The organism is Gordonia sp. p3-SID1431 (assembly GCF_025143765.1).
Classification (GTDB): Bacteria; Actinomycetota; Actinomycetes; order Mycobacteriales; family Mycobacteriaceae; genus Gordonia; species Gordonia hongkongensis.
Genome location: NZ_JAMBDT010000039.1, coordinates 21,068 through 42,522 on the forward strand (window position 1 = coordinate 21,068; position 21,455 = coordinate 42,522).

At 65.4% G+C, this 21,455-nt stretch carries 26 protein-coding genes; 5 read left to right on the plus strand and 21 right to left on the minus strand.

Annotated elements, in window-relative coordinates; all coding sequences use genetic code 11:
* Window positions 1-20: 20 nt before the first annotated feature.
* The 7 genes from M4D77_RS23875 to M4D77_RS12020 all read right to left on the minus strand — a co-directional run bounded on the left by M4D77_RS23875 (window position 21) and on the right by M4D77_RS12020 (window position 6,725).
* Entirely contained in the window at window positions 21-455 is a 435-nt protein-coding gene (locus tag M4D77_RS23875) for a ParB family protein (RefSeq protein ID WP_396266578.1), read from the minus strand.
* A complete protein-coding gene (locus tag M4D77_RS11995) occupies window positions 452-1,327 on the minus strand; it encodes a ParA family protein (protein WP_259936291.1) in 876 nt (291 codons plus the stop codon). Before M4D77_RS11995 ends, M4D77_RS23875 begins: the two co-directional genes overlap by 4 nt.
* Window positions 1,328-1,968: 641 nt before the next feature.
* Window positions 1,969-2,220 (minus strand): redoxin NrdH, encoded by a 252-nt coding sequence (locus tag M4D77_RS12000; protein WP_247452245.1) that lies wholly within the window; start codon window positions 2,218-2,220, stop codon window positions 1,969-1,971.
* Window positions 2,221-2,237: 17 nt separating this feature from the next.
* Window positions 2,238-4,853, minus strand: a complete 2,616-nt coding sequence (locus tag M4D77_RS12005; protein ID WP_259936292.1) for a hypothetical protein — start codon at window positions 4,851-4,853, stop codon at window positions 2,238-2,240.
* Window positions 4,850-5,041, minus strand: coding sequence for a hypothetical protein (locus M4D77_RS12010; protein WP_259936293.1), 192 nt, complete (start codon window positions 5,039-5,041; stop codon window positions 4,850-4,852). Before M4D77_RS12010 ends, M4D77_RS12005 begins: the two co-directional genes overlap by 4 nt.
* A gap of 998 nt (window positions 5,042-6,039) precedes the next feature.
* Window positions 6,040-6,339, minus strand: coding sequence for a WhiB family transcriptional regulator (locus M4D77_RS12015; protein WP_075863452.1), 300 nt, complete (start codon window positions 6,337-6,339; stop codon window positions 6,040-6,042).
* Window positions 6,336-6,725 (minus strand): hypothetical protein, encoded by a 390-nt coding sequence (locus M4D77_RS12020; protein WP_247452242.1) that lies wholly within the window; start codon window positions 6,723-6,725, stop codon window positions 6,336-6,338. Before M4D77_RS12020 ends, M4D77_RS12015 begins: the two co-directional genes overlap by 4 nt.
* Window positions 6,726-7,253: 528 nt before the next feature.
* Between M4D77_RS12020 and M4D77_RS12025 the strand changes: the two genes are divergently transcribed.
* From M4D77_RS12025 to M4D77_RS12040, 4 genes are read left to right on the plus strand one after another with little or no spacing between them, the layout of a single operon-like run.
* Window positions 7,254-7,883 carry a hypothetical protein gene (locus M4D77_RS12025; RefSeq protein WP_247452241.1) on the plus strand — a complete coding sequence of 210 codons (630 nt, stop codon included), beginning with the start codon at window positions 7,254-7,256 and terminating at the stop codon, window positions 7,881-7,883.
* Between the two features lie 26 nt (window positions 7,884-7,909).
* Entirely contained in the window at window positions 7,910-8,311 is a 402-nt protein-coding gene (locus M4D77_RS12030; protein WP_247452240.1) for a hypothetical protein, read from the plus strand.
* Window positions 8,295-8,849 (plus strand): ImmA/IrrE family metallo-endopeptidase, encoded by a 555-nt coding sequence (locus M4D77_RS12035; protein ID WP_075863456.1) that lies wholly within the window; start codon window positions 8,295-8,297, stop codon window positions 8,847-8,849. The genes M4D77_RS12030 and M4D77_RS12035 overlap by 17 nt, the downstream gene beginning before the upstream one ends.
* A 3-nt stretch (window positions 8,850-8,852) precedes the next feature.
* Window positions 8,853-9,809, plus strand: coding sequence for a hypothetical protein (locus M4D77_RS12040; RefSeq protein ID WP_247452239.1), 957 nt, complete (start codon window positions 8,853-8,855; stop codon window positions 9,807-9,809).
* Window positions 9,810-9,816: 7 nt separating this feature from the next.
* On the opposite strand, the gene M4D77_RS12045 is transcribed toward M4D77_RS12040, so the two are convergent.
* The 8 genes from M4D77_RS12045 to M4D77_RS12080 all read right to left on the minus strand — a co-directional run bounded on the left by M4D77_RS12045 (window position 9,817) and on the right by M4D77_RS12080 (window position 14,635).
* Entirely contained in the window at window positions 9,817-10,683 is an 867-nt protein-coding gene (locus M4D77_RS12045; protein WP_075863458.1) for an SAM-dependent methyltransferase, read from the minus strand.
* Entirely contained in the window at window positions 10,677-11,372 is a 696-nt protein-coding gene (locus tag M4D77_RS12050) for an MBL fold metallo-hydrolase (protein ID WP_247452238.1), read from the minus strand. The genes M4D77_RS12045 and M4D77_RS12050 overlap by 7 nt, the downstream gene beginning before the upstream one ends.
* Window positions 11,373-11,439: 67 nt before the next feature.
* Window positions 11,440-11,886, minus strand: a complete 447-nt coding sequence (locus tag M4D77_RS12055; RefSeq protein ID WP_075863460.1) for a helix-turn-helix transcriptional regulator — start codon at window positions 11,884-11,886, stop codon at window positions 11,440-11,442.
* A 129-nt stretch (window positions 11,887-12,015) separates the two neighbouring features.
* A complete protein-coding gene (locus tag M4D77_RS12060) occupies window positions 12,016-12,759 on the minus strand; it encodes a hypothetical protein (RefSeq protein WP_075863461.1) in 744 nt (247 codons plus the stop codon).
* Window positions 12,756-12,986: a hypothetical protein gene (locus M4D77_RS12065; RefSeq protein ID WP_259936294.1), complete on the minus strand. Its 231-nt coding sequence runs from the start codon at window positions 12,984-12,986 to the stop codon at window positions 12,756-12,758. Before M4D77_RS12065 ends, M4D77_RS12060 begins: the two co-directional genes overlap by 4 nt.
* Window positions 12,987-12,993: 7 nt before the next feature.
* Window positions 12,994-13,392 (minus strand): hypothetical protein, encoded by a 399-nt coding sequence (locus tag M4D77_RS12070; RefSeq protein ID WP_075863463.1) that lies wholly within the window; start codon window positions 13,390-13,392, stop codon window positions 12,994-12,996.
* A gap of 219 nt (window positions 13,393-13,611) precedes the next feature.
* The gene (locus M4D77_RS12075; RefSeq protein ID WP_259936295.1) at window positions 13,612-14,238 is read right to left on the minus strand and encodes a hypothetical protein; all 627 of its coding nucleotides are present in this window, start codon (window positions 14,236-14,238) and stop codon (window positions 13,612-13,614) included.
* Window positions 14,239-14,260: 22 nt separating this feature from the next.
* Window positions 14,261-14,635: a hypothetical protein gene (locus M4D77_RS12080; protein ID WP_259936296.1), complete on the minus strand. Its 375-nt coding sequence runs from the start codon at window positions 14,633-14,635 to the stop codon at window positions 14,261-14,263.
* An 85-nt stretch (window positions 14,636-14,720) separates the two neighbouring features.
* On the opposite strand from M4D77_RS12080, the gene M4D77_RS12085 reads away from it, so the two are divergent.
* Window positions 14,721-14,924, plus strand: a complete 204-nt coding sequence (locus tag M4D77_RS12085; protein WP_075864035.1) for an AlpA family transcriptional regulator — start codon at window positions 14,721-14,723, stop codon at window positions 14,922-14,924.
* Window positions 14,925-14,997: 73 nt separating this feature from the next.
* Here M4D77_RS12085 and M4D77_RS12090 read toward each other — a convergent pair whose 3' ends face one another.
* The 6 genes from M4D77_RS12090 to M4D77_RS12115 all read right to left on the minus strand — a co-directional run bounded on the left by M4D77_RS12090 (window position 14,998) and on the right by M4D77_RS12115 (window position 21,076).
* Window positions 14,998-15,489, minus strand: coding sequence for a hypothetical protein (locus M4D77_RS12090; RefSeq protein ID WP_259936297.1), 492 nt, complete (start codon window positions 15,487-15,489; stop codon window positions 14,998-15,000).
* A gap of 34 nt (window positions 15,490-15,523) precedes the next feature.
* Window positions 15,524-15,703, minus strand: coding sequence for a hypothetical protein (locus M4D77_RS12095; protein WP_259936298.1), 180 nt, complete (start codon window positions 15,701-15,703; stop codon window positions 15,524-15,526).
* A 106-nt stretch (window positions 15,704-15,809) separates the two neighbouring features.
* Window positions 15,810-17,198: a hypothetical protein gene (locus tag M4D77_RS12100; protein WP_259936299.1), complete on the minus strand. Its 1,389-nt coding sequence runs from the start codon at window positions 17,196-17,198 to the stop codon at window positions 15,810-15,812.
* Between the two features lie 79 nt (window positions 17,199-17,277).
* Window positions 17,278-18,441, minus strand: a complete 1,164-nt coding sequence (locus M4D77_RS12105) for a hypothetical protein (RefSeq protein ID WP_259936300.1) — start codon at window positions 18,439-18,441, stop codon at window positions 17,278-17,280.
* 47 nt (window positions 18,442-18,488) lie between these two features.
* On the minus strand, window positions 18,489-18,887 hold the full coding sequence (locus M4D77_RS12110) for a hypothetical protein (RefSeq protein ID WP_259936302.1): 399 nt from the start codon (window positions 18,885-18,887) through the stop codon (window positions 18,489-18,491).
* A gap of 29 nt (window positions 18,888-18,916) precedes the next feature.
* A complete protein-coding gene (locus tag M4D77_RS12115) occupies window positions 18,917-21,076 on the minus strand; it encodes an FtsK/SpoIIIE domain-containing protein (protein WP_259936303.1) in 2,160 nt (719 codons plus the stop codon).
* Between the last annotated feature and the right edge of the window lie 379 nt (window positions 21,077-21,455).

Sequence of the window (21,455 nt, forward strand, 5' to 3'; positions counted from 1 at the left end):
GACGTTTCAGAACTGGCTACTTAGGTCTCCAGGGGTCGACCTGCGGCTAGCGGCCCGTCAGGGCCTCCGAAGGCGTCGCCGTGGTTGTGCGCGGCTTCTCGTCGCCGTGTTTCGGCGGCCACAGCTTTGTCAACGAAGTCTGACCACGATCGGTCCCCTTCCAGGTGCTGTGTGGCGCGGAATGCGCGGCGGGCTCGTGTGAGGTTGGGTTTACGGAAGTAGATCGTCGACCGCGTTGTGAGTTCTTCCTGCGGTTCGGACCGCTCCGCAGGGGCAGTAGGTGCAGCCTGAGTGGTTGCCGGCGCTCGGTTCTGCGGACCAGTTGCCGTCACTCGGGGTTGTTGCTCGCGGTTCTTCTTCCGTAGGCGGCGAAGGTCCCCTCCAGCAGGTTCGGCCGCCTTGGTAGGACGGCTGGGTAGGCCTGAGATGATGCGATCCGGAGTCTCCTCGGTCATGCTGTTTCGGCCTCGCTTTCTGCGGCAGTCACACGTTGCACCAGTTCCTGGGCGACAGCCATTAGGTCGTCGGCAACAGATGACGATGACTGGGGGGCCAGAGACTGGGGTTTGGCTTCGCCGCGGCGAATCTCATACCACTTCGGCCCTGTGCGTACCACGTTGTCCAGCTCGTGAACCAGCAGTCCACGGGCCCGGGTTGCCTCTGCGGTGGCTTCGGAGTGCCGCACCGCCGCTTCGAAGACGACAGCGTCGTCGTCGAAGGCCTCAGAAATCGCTGTCCGGGCGCGCTTCTTGACTGTGGTGGCCGACGTGCTGACGCCGGCCAGCACGACGCCCAGTAGGTCGAGATCGGGATTGATGTCGAGGACCGACTCGAGTCGTTTCGCGACTGCGTACAGGCCTTTCAGGCTTGAGGCGTCGGTCTTTGTGGGCACCAACGCCCAGCTAGCGGCGGCGACAGCCGCTGTTTGAAGGGTTTCATCGCCGGGCGGGCAGTCGATGAGCACAAGGTCGTATTCACTGGTCAGTGGGCCGAGAATGGAGGCTAGCGCGAGCTTCGCCCCCACCGCATCACGGCCCGCCCTGGCGACCAGCGCGGCGGTCGCTTCCTCCAACTTCGTGCCTCCGGGAAGGACGTCGAGGTTAGGGCGAACGTCTTTGACGACCTCTATGTCGCCTCCGACGATGAGGCCTCGCGCTAGGGCCGCCCCCTCGTCATCGGTAGATGTTTCCGTGTAGCCAAGGTCTTCGGCCAGGTTTCCCTGTGGGTCGAGGTCCACCAGGAGCACGTGATACCCGCTGTGAGCCAAGAGGCCGCCGATGTTAGCTGTGAGGGTGGTCTTGAGGACTCCCCCTTTGCCGTTGATCACGGCTACCACTCTGTCTCGATGAATTGCCTCAGACGCTGCCATGGTGTGCGTGCCTCTCCGTGCCTGTCGTTCGGATCATGTGGTCATAGACGTTAATAGCAGCATTGACTGTTTAACTGCCGAAACCGCTAAAGCTGTCATAGGAGCCGTTCCCGCTATTAGCGGTATGAGCACTATTATCACCAACCACACCTACGCTGTCAATACCCTTAATGCCATCATTACAGTCATAGGTGACACCCGCCTGCCCGCCATTATGCGCCGACCGCCTGCATCTTCCTCGACAGCCAGCGCTGCCACCGCAAGACGGGTTAGGCAGTAATACTGCTATTGATGTCGTCAGTCGCCGCGTCAAAGGGGGAACGCGAGGCCGTCTCCTGGTGACCCCATTGGTTGCCGACAGTCAATCCCCTATGTCCTGCGTCGCTAGGGCTGCTAATACCGTTATTACCCTCATTGACTGCGTTAGCAGCGTTGCTGCCAAACGCACCGCCAGCCGAAGCTGACCGACTGTCCATGTTCTGATGCAGGAGCCCCCAGTGGCCACGATCGACGATTGCCCGGACAGACGCCGGGCGGCGTGAGCCAGCGGCCCTAGCCCGGTCGCCTGATCTGCGGGAACTGTCATGGTCTAACCGTGCTCATGAGGCAACTGACGACAACGATGCCTCTTTCGCCAGTGCCTTGATGTGGTCGGGCCGGAAGCCGGACCAGTGCTTGTCGCCGGCGATGACGACGGGGGCTTGGAGGTAGCCGAGGGCCATGATGTGGTCGCGGGCTGCGGGGTCTTGGGTGATGTCGACGATTTCGTAGTCCAGGCCTTGTTTGTCGAGGGCTTTGTAGGTGGCGTTGCACTGGACGCATGCGGGTTTGGTGTAGACGGTGATGGTCATCGGGTGCGCTCTCTCTTCTAGGGGTGGGCGGGTTGGACGCCGGCGGCGGCGAAGGGGTCTGTGGTGTGGGTGACGTGGGTGCGGGCGGGGCCGGTGGGGGAGCAGCGGATCGGGGTGTAGAGGTGTGCGTCGCCGCGGAGGTGGAGGTCTGCGGTGGGTGCGAGTTCGGGTGCGGCGATGAGGACGCGGGTGTGGTCATTGGCGCTGATGACCGGTTCGGGGTCCCAGGCGATGATGCTGGTCTGATCGGTGCCGGCTGCTCGAGCGCGGTCACAGAGTTGCAGTTGGCTGTGGTGGTGTCCGGTGAGGGTGGCGGCGTCGAATCCTGTTGCGGTGGCCCGGCCGTAGGTGTGGACGGTGGTGGTGCCGTGGGCTTCGACGTGGGCGGTGTCGGTGGCGTGGACGGCACCGCTGGCGACCAGGACGGCTGCGCAACCGGTGATACGGACCTGAACGCCGGCGGGGATGTCGCCGAGGTCGATCAGCCCGTCCTGAGGTGGGTCGAGTACGGTGCGGCGTACTTCGATCCGGTGGCGCCCGGCCTGTAGGAATCGGGCGAATGTTGTTGTGTCGGTGGCACATACCCATGGCGCCGGTGCCGCGGTACGGGAAACGCCGGTGCGTCGACGTCGTTGCTGCGGTGGCTGATGGTCTCGGTGTGGGGTGGTCGGCGGCATGCGCGGGGTGTCCTTTCGTGACGGTGGTAGTGCGGTTCTGCGTTGTGGGGTGAGCGCGTCGGCGATTCGGCTGGTGAGCGCGGTGCGTGCTGCACGCACGAGTTGCCGGGCCCCTGTGGCTGGGCGCTCGGCCGCCGTTGGTGCGTCGGGGGGCGTCGTAGGGGGTGCGAGATCGGGGTAGGTGGTGGTGATGTCGTCGCAGACGCGACGCAGCTCATGCAGCGCTGACAGCGCCCGACGTCGTTGTTCCTGGTCAGGGGCGTGCCAGGCGCGACGCTCGGCGGCTGTGACCGCGGCTGCGGCAGCTGCGCGCTCGGTGACGCCGAGGGCGGCGGCGGCGTCATCGAGGGTCAGGGAGGTGCGGGTCCAGGCGGTGCCCCGGCCGCGGCCCACCCGGGTAATCAGGCCCGCCTCGGTTAGGCGGTGGAGCACCGCGAGGGCTCCGAAGGTTCGGTCGCCGGGAGCCAGACCGCTGTGGGCGGCCAGGGTGGCGGTCACAGTGGGGGTGGGGGAGCTGAGCGCTTGGTAGAGCTGGCGGCAGCGTTGCCCGAGGGTTGACCAGACGGGGTGGAGGGGGAGTGCGCTGGTTAGGGGTGTCCTGTCATGTGGCACACCCCCTGGGTAAAGGTCTGTGGTCTCTGTTCCGGGGTGGCGCAGGGTGTAGTGGTGAGCGTCGGTGGCGTCGTTGTCATACCCGGATCTCTGAACACGATCGAGAACTCCTTTGGTGGTGAGTTCGCGGAGGTAGCGCGCTGCTGTGGGGGCTGTGATGCCGCCGTGGAGCCACTGGGAGAGGTCGCGGCATGAGATGGGTCGGGAGTGCAGTCCGCGGCCGTCGGTGAAGCGGTGGTGGACGATTGCGCAGAGAGCGGCTTCCAGGTGGGGGTGATTGATCCAGCGGCGGGCGCGGGTGAGCCACTGGTCGCACAGATCCTGGTCGGCCGGGTCGACAGGGCCGCGGAAGTTGGACCACCGGTCGAGCTGGGCCTGGAAGAACGTGTGTCCGCGGTCGGCGCGGCTGCGGTACTTGGCGAACACGGGCAGGTCGAAGAACTCTTGGGCGGATTGCCAGTCGCGGATATTGGCATCCCACAGTGCTGCGAACGCGGCCACTGCCGCCTCGGAGCGTTCACCAACCTCCGGTCGCGCCTCCAGCGCAGCCCGCTGGGTGGGCGTGAACTCTTTGTGCGGCCGCCACTGCCCGGGTGCGGCGGCCACCGCGTTGACGCTGGGTGGGGTAGGCGAGAGCGGGGGCGTGTAGGTCACCGTCACGCTAGCCAAGGCCGCGGCCGTCTGTGTGAGCGCCTCGGCAGGGGACAGGGCAGGGGTGTGGCCGGATTCCACGCCTGCGTGGGCGTGGAGTGCGTCGTCGTCGAGGGAGAGTGGGACGCACCGCCCGCCAGCGGCTTTCAATGACGCTGAGCCAGGGAGGCGTACACCGCGACCGCCAGCGATCACATCGACTGCCCGTGTATCCAGCCCGGCCCACGACCGCACTGCGACGATCGCCTCGGTGAATGCCGTCCATCCGTGGCTGGTGGGAAACGCCCACGCCGCATGGCAGGAGTCGGCGGACCCAGACGCGGCTCGATAGACCAGGACCCCGCCGGCGATATCGGCGGCGTCGCGCAACGGCGGCAGGATCTGTTCGGCGCAGCCGTCGAGGTCGACCACCACCAGATCCGGTCGCAACGGAGCGACCAGCGCCGCGGTCTCGGCGCGGCCGTCGAGGACGGCGTACATATCCTCCAGCGACCCGGCAGCGACCGGGACCGGTTCGTTGTCCACCGCAGAGCGGTCGAGCACCCGCACCGCAGCACCGTCGACGGTCAGCAACCGGCAATACGCCGCCCACGCCGACGGCAACAACCGTTGTGGCTCAGCATGTTCCGGACTACGAGACGGTGCCGACCCATCAGTGCTGGCGACAGCCTGCGCGGGCAGGGTGGCGGTCATCGCCGGGCACCTGTGACTGTGGTCGCGAGTGTTCCCACCACGAGGTGGCCATCGACCCGGTGGCGATACAGATCGGCGACACCGGTCTCCACCAGCTCGAGCACGGCGTCGATCACAGTCGCCGGCGGTGGTGCGTCGACGGCCGCGATCAGCTGGGTCAGGCTCAGCGTGTGGCAACGCGCCAGCATCGACACAGCTGCCTGACGCGCACGCGTGAGCGCCGCTGGTGTGGTGTGTGCGCCCCCGTCCAATCGAGCTGAACGGTTACTCCCACACGTCGCCGCGAACGCTGATACGGCTATGTGCGGGGTATCGAAGACAACGCTGGTAGGGGCGTTCGCCCCGACAGTCACCGGATAGGTGGTCGGGGCGTTCCCACACAGACCTCACCCAACGCTCCAACGAGCGTTGTGACCAGCGGTGATGTCTGCGCGGGAGATGTGAAAGAGGCGACACGGCAACGGTGGTTGCCCGTGCCGAGGGTGTGCTTTACCATCAGAAGTGCCTGAGGCGGCAATTCCTTCCTTTTAGGGAGGCTCCCGGGGTCTAGCGCTAACTAGATTCCGAACCAGTTCTCGGGGTGAAGCGAAGCGGCTAACTTCGCTCCCCACTCGAAAATCCGTGTACTCCCCTTCGGGGGGACCGGTGTCTCCATCGCTGTGTAGTTATTCGCTCGCTGGTGTCCTACGGCGGCTCCCATTCCGCCCCGCTACGGGCAAAACGACTGCTACGCAAGACATTCGCGTGCTGTCGGCTACATGACAGAGGCCTCCTCGCTAGGTGTAGACATGGGTCCAAGCGTGATCGTTTCACGTTCGTGACCTTCGACGATGGAGGCGCGCCACGGGTTGCCAACCTCGGCACGGGCGATGGGCGAGTCATGCGGCGGCTCCTGGGGTTGGCTTGCCAGATGGTGCGCTCTCGCGTCTGGGCGGGCGTCGCCGCAGATACGCCAGGAGTGCGTGGACAGGGATACGTTCGCCGTCGTCGCCGTAGGCGTCAGCTGCCCAGATCAGTCCGCGGGGCGCGACACCGCTGTCTGCGAGGTCTTGACGGCATGGCTGTAGGGCCGGGCAACGCAGGCATGCCACCAGGGACTGATGGGCTGATGCGGGGGAGTGGATGAGAACGTCGAGGTCCCACTGCTCGGGTTGTCGGGCGCATGGTGTCGGCTGTTTGCTGATCATCAGCTCGCCTTCGCCCCGGCCACGATGACGGAATCACGGGCGCGGGTGTTGATACCGCCCCATACGCCGTATCGCTCACCAGCATCCGCGGCCCACTGCGCGCAGGCGGTCTTGACTGGACATGCCTGGCACACCAGGGTGGCAGCGGCAGTCGACTGTCCTTTGTTGGGGAAGAAGATATCGGGATCGGTCTGCGCGCAGATAGCATCGCCAATCCAGTCACGCGGCGAGGGATCGGTATCGAGAATCTCCGCTGCGAGGTCTGCCCAGCCGCCGACGCGGCGGTGATCGGCGTTCACGCCACTACCGCCTCATCAGAGTTGGCGACGAAGCGTGCAGCCGCCACTGTCGCCGCGCCTTCGGCCCACGCCAGGGGTGCGGTCAACGTGGTGCCGTCTCCGACAATTACGGTGCCCGTCTCGGGTCGGACGGCAACGTAGCTGCCGGGAAAGAAGAAGTAGAGATATCCGGGGTCTCCCCAAGCGGGTGTTGCCGGTGCCGGCAGAACCACCACATCAGCCTGCTCGGCCTCGGTGAGTTGACTGGCGCTGCGGAACCCTGCCCACCAAGCCGCAGCGAGCAATGCCACTCCCGTGGCGAACGCGCTGTCAGCGGACAGCTCCTGGCCCCGAGGAGTGTGCACAGTCCCAGCTACCGCCAGAACCATGTGCGGGAACTCTGCCACGGTGAGTGGAGTAGGCCAGTCAAGCGTCCCTGGCTGTGGTGCTGGCGCTGCAACCGAGAGCACGGCTAACGATGCAGTAGCGCTGTCGAATCTGTGTTGGGTCATGTGAGTGGCCCCCAAGGCGTGTGATGGATCGATCTGGTGGTGTCGCTTCGAGTGCGACGTGAAAAAGTTTTCTGCGTGGCGTCTAAATTGCCTGACTGGGCGGACGTGCCTGGAGTTTCGTGCCCTTATCACCCACTTGTGTCGCCCTAGTGTCCAGTAGTCAGCAACTCTGGTCCATGCGAGCATCACACTAAGGCACTTTTTCTCAGTGCACAACCGTTACACGCACGGCCCAGCGTGGGTCATATACACTACAAAACTATGGAAAATGTGGATCTTACGTGGCTTATGAGGCTTCATCCTCGTTTTCATGACACGCTTCCGCCTGTGGGGGCCACACAGTGGTTAGGTCAATCCGATACGGTTCCACTTATGGCGGATGGGCCACAGGTGCCACAGGAATTGCAGAGACTGGCGAGTGCGGTGAGTGAACGCCGACGCACGTTGGGCTTGACGCGTCTACAGGTGCACGAAAACGGCGGGCCGGCCGATACCACCTTGGCGCGTATCGAGGCCCCTACGCCTGATACCGCGCCGCCCCGCCCCACGACCCTTCAGAAGATCGACAAAGGTCTGCGGTGGCCGGAAGGAACAGCGGCGAGCACCCTCCATGCTGGTACCTCGGCGGCGCGGCGCGAAGAGGTGTCCCGGCCGAGCCTGGAGAACAGCCTGTCGTTCGCGACCGTAGCGATGCCAGTCGACCTTATTCACGACGTGGTACGCGCAGCTGATCGTCTGCTCTCTGAACAGCCCGAATCCGAATTCAGCTCCGGCCTCCGCCACGCTGTTCAGCGACTGACCGCGGTCTACGTCACCGAGGTGCTCGAACGCGTGGGCGGCCCAGGCTCAGAGATACCGCCAGCGATCGGAGTGACCTTCCGGCCTCACCTGACCGCCCCGCTAGCCGAAGACCACGGCACGCGAATCGAGCAGCTGTATCGACGCTGGCTGGCAGGGCTCGTTTTGCCAAGCGATGCGCACCACCTCGTGCCGAGTTTCGAGGCCCGATTGGCTGCAAAACGCAAAGATATAATGCTCCGCACGACGAACTAACGACATTCCTCGAGGAGTGATCCCCTGTGAACGCACCGATGAGCTTTGCCGACCGGCTGCACCTCTTGATCCAGCTAGCGGTGGCGAACAAGACCTTGGCAGATGATTCCGCCAAGGTCTTGGCCAATCGGCTAGGCGAGCACCTTGGCGAGGCTATGGCCCCCAGAACCGTCCAGTCGTGGCTCGACGGACGACAAACCCCGAGCGAGGTGCATCGACAAGCTCTCGCCGAAGTCCTGGGGTGGGGCGAACCCGACTCGGTGGACATCATGATCTCTGACGATGTCGAGAAGTACGGACCAATTGCACTCCAGGCAAGGACCGTGTGGAGTCTTGCGGCGAATGAGACAGGACTCGTCGCGCTGAGAGCTTCTAGCAAGCCACTATCTCCGGAGGCGATGGACAGTCTTGGTGACCTCGCTTCGTGACGATCCCAATTACCGCGCCGCGTACGACGTTGTCGAATCGCTGCCGTTCTTCCGTCCCTGGACCATCGAGTCGCTGGTAGCGAAGGTCTCTCTGAGCCGAGGGAGGCCGATCGCTCTGCGCCGCCTGCCTGATGATCTGGCCAAGCACTGTTCGGCCGCCTGGTTCCCGAAGCCTCACGCCGACTATGTCTATATCCGCGACCAGCTGACCGACGTCCAGCGCGAGATCTCAATTTCGCACGAGCTGGGGCACATCCTGCTGGCTCATACCCTGACCGACGACGAGCGTGCCGACTATCTCAAAGAGATCTTTCCGCGCGTCCCCAGGGAAGTCCTCAAATTGCACGTCGCATCAATGCAGTGCTCACCGCTGGCCAGATGCAACTACGAGCACCCGTTCGAGCAACAGGCTGAATGGTTTGCCCGGCTGCTCATCTCCAAAGCGGATCAATACCGGGACGTGCTTGTCCCTGACCACGCCACGCCCACCCAACGCAGGATGCTTGTTCAGGCCTCCCGGGTCTTCGGCTGGCAGTAGACGATGGCACTCGTCGTCACGATCGCGTTGTGCGGTTCTCTGCTGCTGCTGGTCCTCTACCGCATGTGCAATGTCCCGCCGAACGCTTCGCCAAGCTGGTGGGCATTCACCCAGGTGGCTGCGCTCATCGCCCTTGCGAAGCTTGCTCGCACACCCGAAATCGCCGACAGCTTCGGCGAAACGGTGCTCTATGCCCTCACTGGGCAGCACAATCTCATGACCCTGGTGGGTATGACGTTGGGAGCCTTGGTGTCTGTGCCGGCCGTGGTGTTCATGCTCAGCCTCACCGGCTACCAGCCGTCCTGGCGACGCGGGTTGCTGGCGGAGTTGGCAATTATCGTCGCGATGGTGGCCACGTTCTTGTGGTCACCGATTCCACGAAGCGGGCCGACTTCCTACATCACCGACGGCATTCCCCAACCGTGGTCCATGTCGACCTGGGCGTACTGGAGCATCTTCCTCGGTGTCATCGCCACAGCAGCGGTCGTCAACCTGGTTCTGGCCCTCAATGCCTTGACCATCGTTCCGCTGACAGGCCCGTTCGGCCTCACACTGCTCGGTTGGGCCGCCACCGCAGCTTCGGCAGCCCTCTACATCGGCAACAAGATGCTCAATCTCATCGTCGAGAACGCCTCCGATGGCAACACCCGCAACTGGTACCTCGATCACGCACCATCGATATCACTCGCCTTGGTACTTCTCATCGTCGTGTCGGCTGGAGCGACCTTGCTGGTTTATCCGGTGAACCAACTTCCACGCCGGTATCGCCGGTATCGCACACTGCGTCGCTCGGCTGCGCAGTGGGAGCGCGCGCGACACTCAAATCCACAATTCGCCCTTCCCGGGGTCGCGATCCCGAGTAGCAACCGACTTCACCTCTGGAGAGCAGCCAAAGACCCTCTGACGGCTTACAACTTGCAGGTGGAACTGAGCGACATCGCTGACGCCACGCGGGTGTGAGTAGACCTCACCGGTCGGCTCGGATGAGCCAGGTGACCTCAGCGCCAGCGCGCTCCGGCTCTCCGTAATCGATGCTGCGGCCCAAACTCTCAGCTACTCGCGCGATGGTCGTAGCGTCGGTTGTCCATCCGTAGTCGCCAAGCCAGCTCGCTGGGTCTTCGACGACGGATTGAAAGCCATACCCCGATTGTGTTGCTGTTGAGTTCATCTCGCGGGTCTGTGCATCTGATCTCGATCCTGGCCCGAAGTGGGCCACCAAGAGTGTGCTGCCCGACGCGCTCAATCCGCTGACGGTAGAGAGGACCGAGGAAGTCTCGGCATCGCTGAGGTAGAACAGAATGCCCTCAGCTACCCAGATCGTCGGTTCCGCTCGATCGAAGCCGGCCTTGACAAGTTGGTCAGACCAGCCGGGTTCAGTGATTGAAGCGGTGACCTGCCGCCAGGTCGCGGCAAGCTCGATCGATGGTTCCTCGGCGAAGACCGTCGATTTGAACATGGAAATCTGTGGGAGATCGATCTCGAAGACTGTGGTGCCCGCGGGGAATGAAAGTCGAGTCACACGACTGTCGAGACCAGCAGCCAAGATGACCACCTGACGAGGCTGGACGGCGCTGTACAACACGCTCCCGATCTGTTCATCGAGCCACCAAGTACGCACGACGTTCGACTCAAAGAGCCGTTGACCAGTCATTTCAGAGAGGCTTACTGCGCCCATCTCAAGACCTGACGCGGCCACCAGGTGCGCCGCGGCGAGATCAGTTACGAGTGGATTCTCGGACTCGAGCTCCAGGGCGCGCATCTTGGCGGTCAACACTGCCGTTGCGCTGATGCCCTCTGTCCAGTCACCAGCGGCCGACCCCGCAGCGTTCACCATCCTCGGGACCGCCAGTCCTCGAGGTGAGGTCGCTCGTCACCAAGAGTGGTGTCGTCACCATGGCCGGGGTAGACAATCGCGTTGTCGGGATATCGATCGAATACCTGCGTGGTGACGTCGGCAAAGAGACTCGCGAAAGCCGCAGCGTCGGCGGTCTTACCGAGGCCCCCAGGGAACAACGAATCGCCGGTGAAGAGGTGACTCTGCCCCGACGCGTCGGTGAAAGCCAAGATGATGGAGCCGGGCGTATGACCGCGCGCCTCGATCACTGTTACAGGGGGCAACTCGCCAATTCGTATGGTGTCACCTGAGGCAACTGTGCGATCGGGAGTGACCGGCAGCTCGGAGGCCGCAGCTCTCGACGCAGCCGTCGCACAGGAGAGCGCTTTGACGACGTCCGGCAACGCCCACCAGTGGTCGATGTGCTCATGAGTGGTTGCTACAAGCTCCAGTCCGGCGGGACACTCCTGGCGTACCAGCTCGACGATTCGCTCGGCGTCATTGGCGGCATCAATCAGCAACGCCTTTCCCGTAGCTGCGCATTGCAGCAGGTACACGTTGTTGTCTGCGCCGCCCACCGACATTTTGATGATCCGGCCGCCAGCTATCTGACGCACTAACGGGTTCTGATCAGGAGTGACGTGGCCCCCGGCTGTGTACTCGGAGACAGGGATCGACGAAGAAGTCATGCCTCTATGGTGCAACAACAGGATCGTTCCACGGCGACGACGTCGCCGTTCCCCGAACCAGCGCGCCTCACTCGACGTCGCCGAACCGTAGCTTGCGTCCGCGCTTCCACGCCGCGGTGATCTGGTTCTCCGTGACGCCATACGCTTCGGCGAGCGCTGAGCGGATGTGTTCGGGAATGGGGGAGATGTAGGTTTCAGCGTTGTACAACGGGGTGGTGCCGATTCCGGCGTTGTTGGCGGCATCCTCGCCCCGCAGGCCCCGCCATTGCCGCAGCTGGCGCAGCGTGGGCTGGTTACGTGGGGTGTTCGTCAGGTCAGCGGGATGAATGCTGAGAGCCTCAGCTAGACGCAGCGCATTGACCTCGGAGGGCACGCTGCGGCCGACCTCCCAACTACGGGCGGTGCCGAGCGTCACTTGGCACCGCACAGCGATATCAGCGCGGGTCAATCCCGACCGTTCGCGGAGCAGCTTCAGTCGTGCCGGCTCAAAGTCTTCCAAACCGCCAGTGGACATATGCGAACGATATAAGACACGTCCCGATGCGCAGTGCATCACCGTTCCGAAACTGTGCAATGAGCTTGTTGAAGGAGTGAGCAGCGCCACCGACGTCAGATGCGGCAGCGAGTGTGAGGTTGGCTTACGTCAACGCATCTCAACGAAAAGGTCGAGCTGTTGTCCGGCGTATCCGTCGGTGTGGCAACTGCATTCGCACGTGTAGTGGTCAGCGGGAACAACGATGCGAGCCGAGGTGGTCTCGGTGTAGCGCGACCACCCTGGCCGGAAGGTGGCGACGTATCCGCGGGGGCCGTGCTGGCGGCGCGCGGCGGCGTGACGCACGCTGACGTAGCTCGGCCGAGCGTGGCCATGCCAGCAGCCCACGTGACCGGCGTCAGCGCAGTGCGGTGAGAGTGCCGGCGGTTGGGTGCAGGGCAGGGTAGTGAACCATTCGCCGCGGGCGTCCTCGAGTTCGGTCTGAGCGTGCAGGTCGATGGCTTCCAGCGCGATCGAGGTGAGGGCGGTCAGGTTGCGGCTGCGGGTGGCCCAGGCATGTTGTGCGCGCTCACGCAGCTCGGCGGGCAGTGCGTCGGCCCACCGGCGCAGGCGCGTCAGGGTGATCGACACTTCGCGGTGTGGTGGTTCGAACCGAAGGCGTGAGGGTTGTCCGGCGTGGAGGCCGGTGGTGAATCGGTCGGTCACCTCGTAGTGCGCCCAGGTGCCGGTGAACCGTTGACCGGTCACCTCGTAGTTGCGGCCGAACCCTCCCCCGCTTCTGCGCGACTCGCGTAGACGACGGCACTCCTCGCCCGGGTTGGCGATGACCGGGGCGATGACGTGGACCCACTCGCGCAGCAGGTCTCGCTCATCGGCTGACAGCCTGGCAGTCACCGAGCACTCCTGACGGCTGCCGGTCGGGAGGCGGTGGCCGCCGCCTGCGGATCGTCGTCACTGATCGCCGCCGGATTGATCGCGGTGTCGGCGTCGAAGCCAGACACGCTGCGGTCATAGGCTTTCCCGGCCGGGCAGGTGGCCATGTGCAGACGTCGACCGGTGTCGGGCAGGACACGGTCGACGAAGCATCGGTGGTCGCAGTAGCGGCAGTAGGCACCGGGCATGGTTAAGTCACTCCTCGTGGTGGGTGCCGGGGCCTGTGGTCGGTTCCCAGGAGCCGGCGTCTTGGTAGTCGCTGTCGTCGAGGTCCCACCATTGGCCGGTGCGGGGGTCGAAGACGGTGTCGTGGAGGCAGTCCGGGCAGCGGTGCACGACCAGCCGGGCGTGAATGTGGCGGTCGCGCAGACGGCCCCGGCCGATGGGGATGACGTTGGGGCCGTAGGCGATGGTGCGGGTGCCGTAGCAGGTGAACGGCCTGGTCGCCGAACCACAATTGCCGCATCCCTGTGTGCGTGGTGGCGGACAGAGGGTCACCGCGGGCATCGGTTGCCAGGGTGACCAGTCGACCGGGTCACCGTCCCAGCGTGGCGGTAAGTCGTGGGCGCGCAGGTTCAGGCTCAACTGGGTCACCGTCGATCACCGCCCCCGCACCGTGCGGCTGTGGCGGCTCAGCTCAAGGTAGTAGGCGCAGTCCTCGCAGAACCCGGCGTCGGGGTCGAGGCAACAGCGTTCACAGTGTCGGTCCTCGCGGTGGCAGTCACAGTCACAATCGACGCCCAGTTGGGTAGGCGCAGTGGCGGTCAGGGTCATGCTCATGGTGTCCTCCCTAGGAGTCACCGGTCGGAGTGGTCACTGCACGGCCTCCTGCGGGTCGAGGACGACGAGTGTGGGCGCGACGGCGCCGGTCAGCAGCAGGCGCGCGCCGTACAGGTGCCCACGGATCGCGGGGTGGGCGGTGGCGCGGATCTGCTGGTTGATCGAGGCGGCGATGAGGTCGCGGACCTCGACGTCGGGCAGCCCGTCGACGCCGCCGTAGTTGCGGGGATCGCAGTAGTTGAGGTGGCGGGCGACCGCGGCGTGCACGGTGCGCTGTTCGGCGTCGACGTCGCGATTGGATGCCAGGACGCGCCGCTGGTGTTGGGCGATGAGCATGCGCAGCTCGGCCCGTGCGGTCGGCACGTACTCGAAATCGTCTTCGCTGGGGTGCGCGTCGACATCGGACTCGCGGGAATCGACCTCTCGCGCGGCGGTGGCCGCCAGGTGGCGGATCGCCGCGGCGAAAAGCCCGCAGGGCGCGGGGATCTGATTGACGGCGGCGATCTCGTCGCAGGCCAGGGAGAACTCGATCGACTCGAACACCCGCGGGTTCAAATGCCCGATGACGGTGAAGGTGGTGCGCACGGCAGGGTGCTCGGCGAGCTGGGCCACCGTCCAGGTGGCCGGGTCGCCGGCGGGGTGTGCGGAGTGAATGCTCATCAGCTCGTCCTCGAGGTGGGGGTTATCCGGCGGTGCGGTAGCCGGTGTAGATCTCGGCGATGATGCGGTCCAGGGCGGCGCAGTCGTGCGGGGAGAGCGCGGCGAGGATGCCCGAGTCGGTGTGCGCGGTGAGAACCGCGGTACCGATCACCGCCCGCGGTGTGCCGACTCCGGCTGTGGCGATCTGGGAGGCCACATCGTTGTAACCGATCCCACCGACAGTCACCGTGGATAGGGGTTCGAACAGTGTCCACAGGTCCAGGTGATCCGCGAGGTGGGTCAGCGGCAGTGGATTGAGCGGCCCGCCAACGACTTCCCGCAACGCCTGCTCCGGATCAGAGGTGGGCAGCTCGACGTACTCGGCGTCACCGCGATCGGTAAGAACCAAGGCCTTCATCGTCATTCCCTTCCGTTGACCCGCAGCCGAACAATACCCCCTTTAGGGGTCAATGTGTAGCCTAAAGGAGGTATTGTTCCTAGACGTGCACCGCTACCTGTCGCTGTCGGAATTTGCCGATCGCGCAGGGCTGTCCGTGGCGACCATGAAGAGTTACTTGCGCAAAGGACTCCTGCCCGACCCTGACGCGCTGGTCGGACGAAACCGGGGCTGGAAGGCTGAGACGGTCGACTACTGGATCCACAACAGGCTCGGCCGCGGCGCCCGCACTGATCTTCGCCCACGCTGAACGAGGTTCTGAGAAACCTGATCATGGGTACGGTGCTTTCTCCGGCCGAACCTGTTGTGTCCGTTGATGTGTACTACGAGACGAACAGCGTGTACTGGACGGGCTTCTGCGGGACCGCGGGGGTGGCGAAACCGATGCCGTGCAGCCCTGCTCCGGTGCGCAGGACCTGCGTGACTGCCTTGCCGCCGCGGGGGCCGGCGCTGACCGGTGCGCTCCAGTGGTAGCGGGCGGGAATGGTCCAGTTGGCGAAGACACGGGTGGTGCAGACCGGGTTGCGGGCCCAGCCTGGGCCGTCGCCGGTGAATCGTCCGGGGCGGTAGGTGACGAACAGCTTCCCGGGCTGGCGGGGATCGGTCTTGGCGCTGACGTGGATCGTGCCGCGGCAGTTCGCGTGGTTGCCGAAGGTCCAGATCTCATCACCGTAGGCCGACAGCCGCGGCGCTTCGGTCGGGCGGGCGGTCGCGGCACCCGCCCCGATGGCCAGTGCAGTGGCCAGCACGCTCAGTAACAGCACGGCCGTCAGCAATGTTTGGGTACGGAATGTTGAAGTGTGGCCGGTGATCATTGTCGGAGCGGTCCTTTCAATCGAGTCAAAGTGATCAGAAATCGCGGTTCTCGCGAGCTGGCGCAGGATCGCGGACCGCGGCGGCGAGATGGTCGGTGACGTAGTCGAGGCCGCCGGTCCACTCCATCCACCACTGACCGTCGAGGTAGACCGTTGCCCGGTACTGCATCCCCAGGCGCCGGTCCTGGTAGGTCGTCAGGCTGTGGGTGAACACGTCAGGCCTCCTGTGGGTGCACGCGGGAAGGACGGTGAACGGGGATAGATGCCGGGACAGGCCACCATGAGTGGCCCGTCCCGGCATGCTGCGCCCGCACCCCTCGTTACCGGCGGGCGTGTCTGGGGCCGGGATTGGCCGGCTGCTTCTTCTCCTGGGGCCAGTCGACGTCGATGCCGGGCACGACCTGCTTGAGCTGGACGCTGGCCTGGCGGGTCCACTGGTTGACCGTCTTTTCGGCCTGGTCCTTCGCCGCACCGAGCGCGGCATACGGGGCGCGGGCCTGCTCACCGCTCCAGTTGGCTTCCAGATTGCGACCACCGACGTTGACCTGCGCGTTGACATCTCCGCGCATGTTGACCTGGTAGTGCACGGCCGGCAGACCGGCTTTGGCGGCCTGGTCGGCGGGCAGGTGCACCTCGTACTGGTTGGCGCCGGGGTTGTCGATCACGACCTGCTGCTGCGGCTTGCGCGGCTGCGGACGCACCGGTTCGGGCTCGCCCGGGAGCCGGGGGCGGTCCGGACGGGCGCCGGGGTCACCGGCACCCAGGGCGTGTGCGATCGCGCCGCCGGCGACACCACCAGCCACACCACCTAGGACCGCAGCGGGGATGCCCAGGGCTGCCGCGCCGGCGGCAGCGCCGATGGCTGCGCCCGCGGCCGCCGCACCCGGGGTCTGGGGCCCCGGCGCGGGGAACGAGCCGACTGCGGCACCCACACCGAGACCGATCAGCGACCCAGCGATGCCGCCGACGACCGCGGCCGGGATACCCGCGGCCGCCGCACCGGCGGTGCCGCCGAGCGCGACACCGATGATGGTGGACGCGGCCTGGCGGGAGGCTTCGTCTTCGGGCACACCCACACTGATGAGGCCCTGGGCGATCTTGGCTTCGCCGTAGGCCGACCAGGCGTTGATCGAGTTGCGCTGACCGTCGGTCAGCCACGGCGCGTCACGCTTGAGCTGGTCTTCCTCGATGACGAAGTTGCCGACACGCAGCGTCTTCGGCGGTGGGGCGATCGGGCGGACCGGGGCGACCGGGCGCGGCAGGGTGTAGGCCCGCGGCGGAGCGGGGTTGTAGGCCTGGTCATAGGTCGGCTCGTTGTAGACCTGCGGCTCGACGTAGGGCTGATACGGCGCTTCCTGCGGCGGTGCAGGGATCACACCCGGCCCCGGGTTGTAGGCCGGCGGCGGCGCCTGTGGCGGAGGGGTGCTGTCGCTGCCTGGATCGGGCTGGCCTGGATCAGCGCCACCTTGGCTCGGACCTTGGCTGGTCGAGCTGTCGGGGTCGGCTCCGCCCTGCTTGATGGCCCACGCAGGGGAAGTCGTGAGTACCGCTCCGGTCATCGTGCCGCCGACAAGGACCGCCGCGATGACCTTACGCATGAGTGCCGGCGACGGCGGGGAGACAGCAGCCCGCCCTCGTCGCACGGCCCGAGGAGGTGTCAATGCGTCGCCGCCCGGACGTCCGGTGGGAACCGGCGAGGTGATGTACATGTCAGAAGCGCCTTTCGGTGGTGATGAATGGTGTCGTGGGAGTGAGGAGAATCGGTTGAGGACCGAAGTCGGGGAACTTCTACTTGTCGTCGATCTCGGAGACCCAGTGCTTGCCGCCGATCACAGTGGTGGTGACGTCCTGGCGGAACGTCTGACGCTCACCGCCGGCCGCCGGGATGATGGTGTGTACGACCTCGTACACGGTGGTGTTGCGGGGACCTGTGCGCTTTTCGGTGATGGCAAGGCAGTAGCGCATATTGGGGTCGAGCACGTCGATGTAGCTCTGCAACGTGATGGCGGTGCCGACCTTGGCGTTCGACGACACCACCGCGCGAGCAGCGTTTCCGCTGCGCCACTTGTAGTAGCCGTAGTTGAACGCTTTGATCGCGTTCGGCCCACTCGTCTGGTTCCCCGGGTCACGGCCGGTAGTGAGCGCGCCAGTTGTGCGAGAGGGACATTCGACTTCATCAGAGGTCGGGTCGGCGGTGGCGACGGGTGGAGCTAGCGCGGTGGCCGGGTCGAGAGGTGTGGCGTCGCCGCCGGCAGCGCCGATGAGCCGCCCGGCGCCGACCCCGATACCGACCAGGGCGACCAGGGTGATCAGACCAATCACCAGCAGCGGCGTGCGGTGGCGCCGCCAGACGGTACGCAGACGACCACCAGCTGGTGGTGGCACGTGGGGCCCTCGACTGCGACGTTCGGCGGTCGGTGTCGAGCGGGGTCGCGCGTTCGGGCTGACGTGACCGGGGGTGACCCCGCGCCAGGGACTGTCCTGCTCGACTGCCTCAACAGTGCCGGGCTGGCTCGCGGCCTCATCAGCGGCAGGCTGGGCCAGCTGCTCATCGACAACAGGGGGCACGTCCGGCGCAGCGGCAGGTGCGACGATCTGGCCGCCGGTGTGCCCGCCATCGTCAGCGATTGGGTGCTCGTGCATCTCGACCGGCGGGGGAGCGCTGGGCTCCATCGGAGCGGCCTCGGGATGCTCGGGTTCTGGGGCGGCGTGGGCGGGGTGCCATGTGCCGTCGGGCGTCATCTCGATGACATCGCCGCGCCCGGTTGCAGGATTGCGTAGCTCGAGCAGGACCGGCTGATCGTCGCTCGCCGCGAGGTGGTGGGCGTAGTCGAGGATCTGTTCCTGGAGCTCGGCGCCGCTGATAGCGCTGAACTCGATGCCGTCAGTGGTGGCGGTGGTGGCCGAGGTGATTGTGACCACCACTGCGTTGTCGACAGTGGATGCACTCATCGGAGAAACCTCAGATCAAGGTCGAGGGGTCAGTCGGGCGGGGCCGATCAGATGGCCGACAGGGCGTGCTCGTGGTGATTGACGCCGTGGTCGCTGGTGTCCCCGGGGGTCTCGGTGCCGACGTCGGCGGGTAGCTCTTGGCGCCACGCGTCGATCTGCGCGGCGGCTTGGCGATGCCGCTCGATGGCCTTGTCTCGCCGCGGTCCGGCGGGGTAGGTCTCCAGCAGCTGCAACCGTTCGGTGATCGCGGCCTCGAGTTCGTCGAGGCTGGCGTGAGAGATCTCGGTCTTGTCGTCGATACGCGCGGCCCAGGTCGGGACCGGCTTGGACAGGGTGGCGCGCTGTTCCCGCACGACAGGCTCGCTGGTGGCTTTGGCGTCGAGCGCGGTGCGCACGGCAGCCACTTCGTCGGGAGCGGGGGTGAGGATGGAACGCAGGATGCCCATGACAGAGGTGTCCTCTCTTCGGTGGTGGGTTAAGCGACAGAACTGGTTTTGTCGAGATCGATGGCGTCGGCCTCGCCCGGCTCGGCGGTGAGGACGACTTCGTCGGGTGCGAACTCGGCGTTGAGGGTGACGCGCGGATTGGCGTCGTCGCGCAGCTTCGCGCGCACGAGCTTCTTGCCGACCCGGGTAACCGCGACGACTGTGGCTACGGTTCCGTCGTCGTCGACGTGCACCCGCATGCCCTCGATCAGGTCGGCGGCGTAGACGCCGTCGTCTCCGGCGGTGGTCGGGTCGAGGCCGGCGATCGGTGCCGGCGGTTCGGGGGTTGCCTCGCGCTGCTCGGTGAGGAAGGTGCGCATCTCTGAGGAGAAGCACGCCATGATCGGCCCATCGCCGGGAGTGCGGATCAACCCGCCGACCTTCTGTAGGTGCTCACGCACTTCGGGCACGAAGTTCTGCAACTGGGCTCCTGCGATGGCGGCCTCGCGCAGTGCGGTCACGATCTCCTGGTCCTCGGAGTCCAGGCGGTTCCACCGGTTGGGGTGCATGTCGGGGTTGGGTGTCCAGTGCACCTGTGCGTGCATCGGCCGGCCTTCGGCGTCGGCGACGGTGGCGCGCCCGGGCACACTGGCGTCGACGTCGCGTCCCACGTGGGCATCACCCCACATCATTTCCGCGCCCTGCTGCGACAGGCTCGACAGCGAGATGCGGGTGCCGAAGTTGTCGCGCACCGAGGTCGCGTCTTCACCGAAGTTGGTGGCGTCAGGGCGTTGCACTCCCAGGATGATGCGGCCCTGCAAGCTTCGGATGAGCGCGAGAATCTCACCGATCTTGCCCAGCGGGTTGGAGTTCTTGACGAACCGCGCCAACACGGCCTGCTCGTCGTCAGGGTCGTCTTTGTCGCCCTTGTAGGCCGCCGCGCGCCGCAGGAACGCACTCATCACGAAGAACTCATCGAGCACGACGATGAACGGCGGCAGGTTCTCGTCAGGGATACGCAGACGGTGCAGAAACTCCCGGCGTGCCACCATCTCCGCGTGCACGGCGTTGATGAACTCGACGATCTGGCGGACGTGATAGATCACCGACGCCACACCCGGGTACTGATCGAAGCCATCGAGTTCGAGCATCTTCACATCCACCGCGCCGGCCACCGGCACTCCACGCGCGATCGCTTCGGTGATCAGGGTCCGGATCAGCGAGGTCTTACCGCCACCGGTTCGCCCTGCCGCGAGCACGTGACCGCGAGACGAGGACTTGTGGATGTTCCAGGTCGCCAGCACCCCGTCAGCCGCGGTGGCATACGGGATGTCGTAGAGCTGCTTGTCGTTCATCTCCCGGTAGTCGCTGATACTCAGCGGCAGGTGCCGCACGCCGCTGGGCAGAGGCTTGGCCAGCCGGATGGTGAGCTGGTTCTCCTCGGGGATGACCGCCACGAACCAGTTCCACGCCCCGTCCTCGGTGACGTGCCGGGGCAGACTGGCGACCAGCGACTCTCGCAGCTTCTGCTGCAATCCCGGGAAGGCCGCTGACAGGGTGGTCTTGTAGGAGATCGTGAACCCGATCTCGGTCCCGCTCTCGTCGCGGTCGATATGGGTGATCCGGGCCTCGGGAAGCGGGAACTTCTCGTCGAGAATTTCGGTCAGCCGCTGCACGATCGGGCTCATCCCTGCGGTCTGCGATTCCGGGTCGTCACGGGTGATCACCAATCGGGCGCTACCGGCCTGCCACTCGACCTGCATCTCCCACACTCGCGCCCGCAGCAACCGGCGGGCCAGCGAGTCGCCGCGGTACCGGTTGGCGTACTTGGTCAGCGCATCGACAAGTTCGCTGTACCGCCGATCGCTGATGACCGACCCGTCGGTGAACGACACGATCACTCGTCGCGGCGCGGTGATACCCGCTGGATGTCGAACCCGTACCCGTTTAGGAGTCAGATGGGTGGTCGAAGCAACCATGTTGGTGATCGCGCGACGATGCCGAAACGCATACCAGCGCAGCCCATCTACTGCGACCGCCCCCACGGTGGCGGTGACCGCGGCTGCCTGCCATCCCGACAGCTGGTCGAGCACCGACACCACCTGTGCCGTCACAGGTAGATCACCCGCGGTGTTCAGGAGCCAGTCACCGAGCGGATCAGCTTCGACGGCCAACACGGTGACGGCAGCTATCGCCGGACTGACCGGCACAAACGATGGCAGACGAACTCCGGCACCATCAGTGCCGCTCTGACGAGGCCGCTGGGCGCGGTGCGTCAATGCGCCACCGATGTCATCGACCACCTGCTGCACGAACCGAGCAGCCGGATCAGAGGACCCCGAACTTCCCATCGCTAACCCATCATTCGAATACTCCGACATTGCAATCAAGCTAACCACATCAGGCAAACACAACACACAAATAACTGCACATTCGGCGTGTTTGCGTCTCCCTTGGCGGCTGGAGATGGGCGCCCTGGTTCCTGCCTTCGCTTGCGGGTCGGGTGTGCGACTGGCCCGGGCTGACCGTCTCCGACACGCCGACGCGCTGCGAGATGTTTCCCAGACGTCAGAGCGGCGGCGTAGGGTC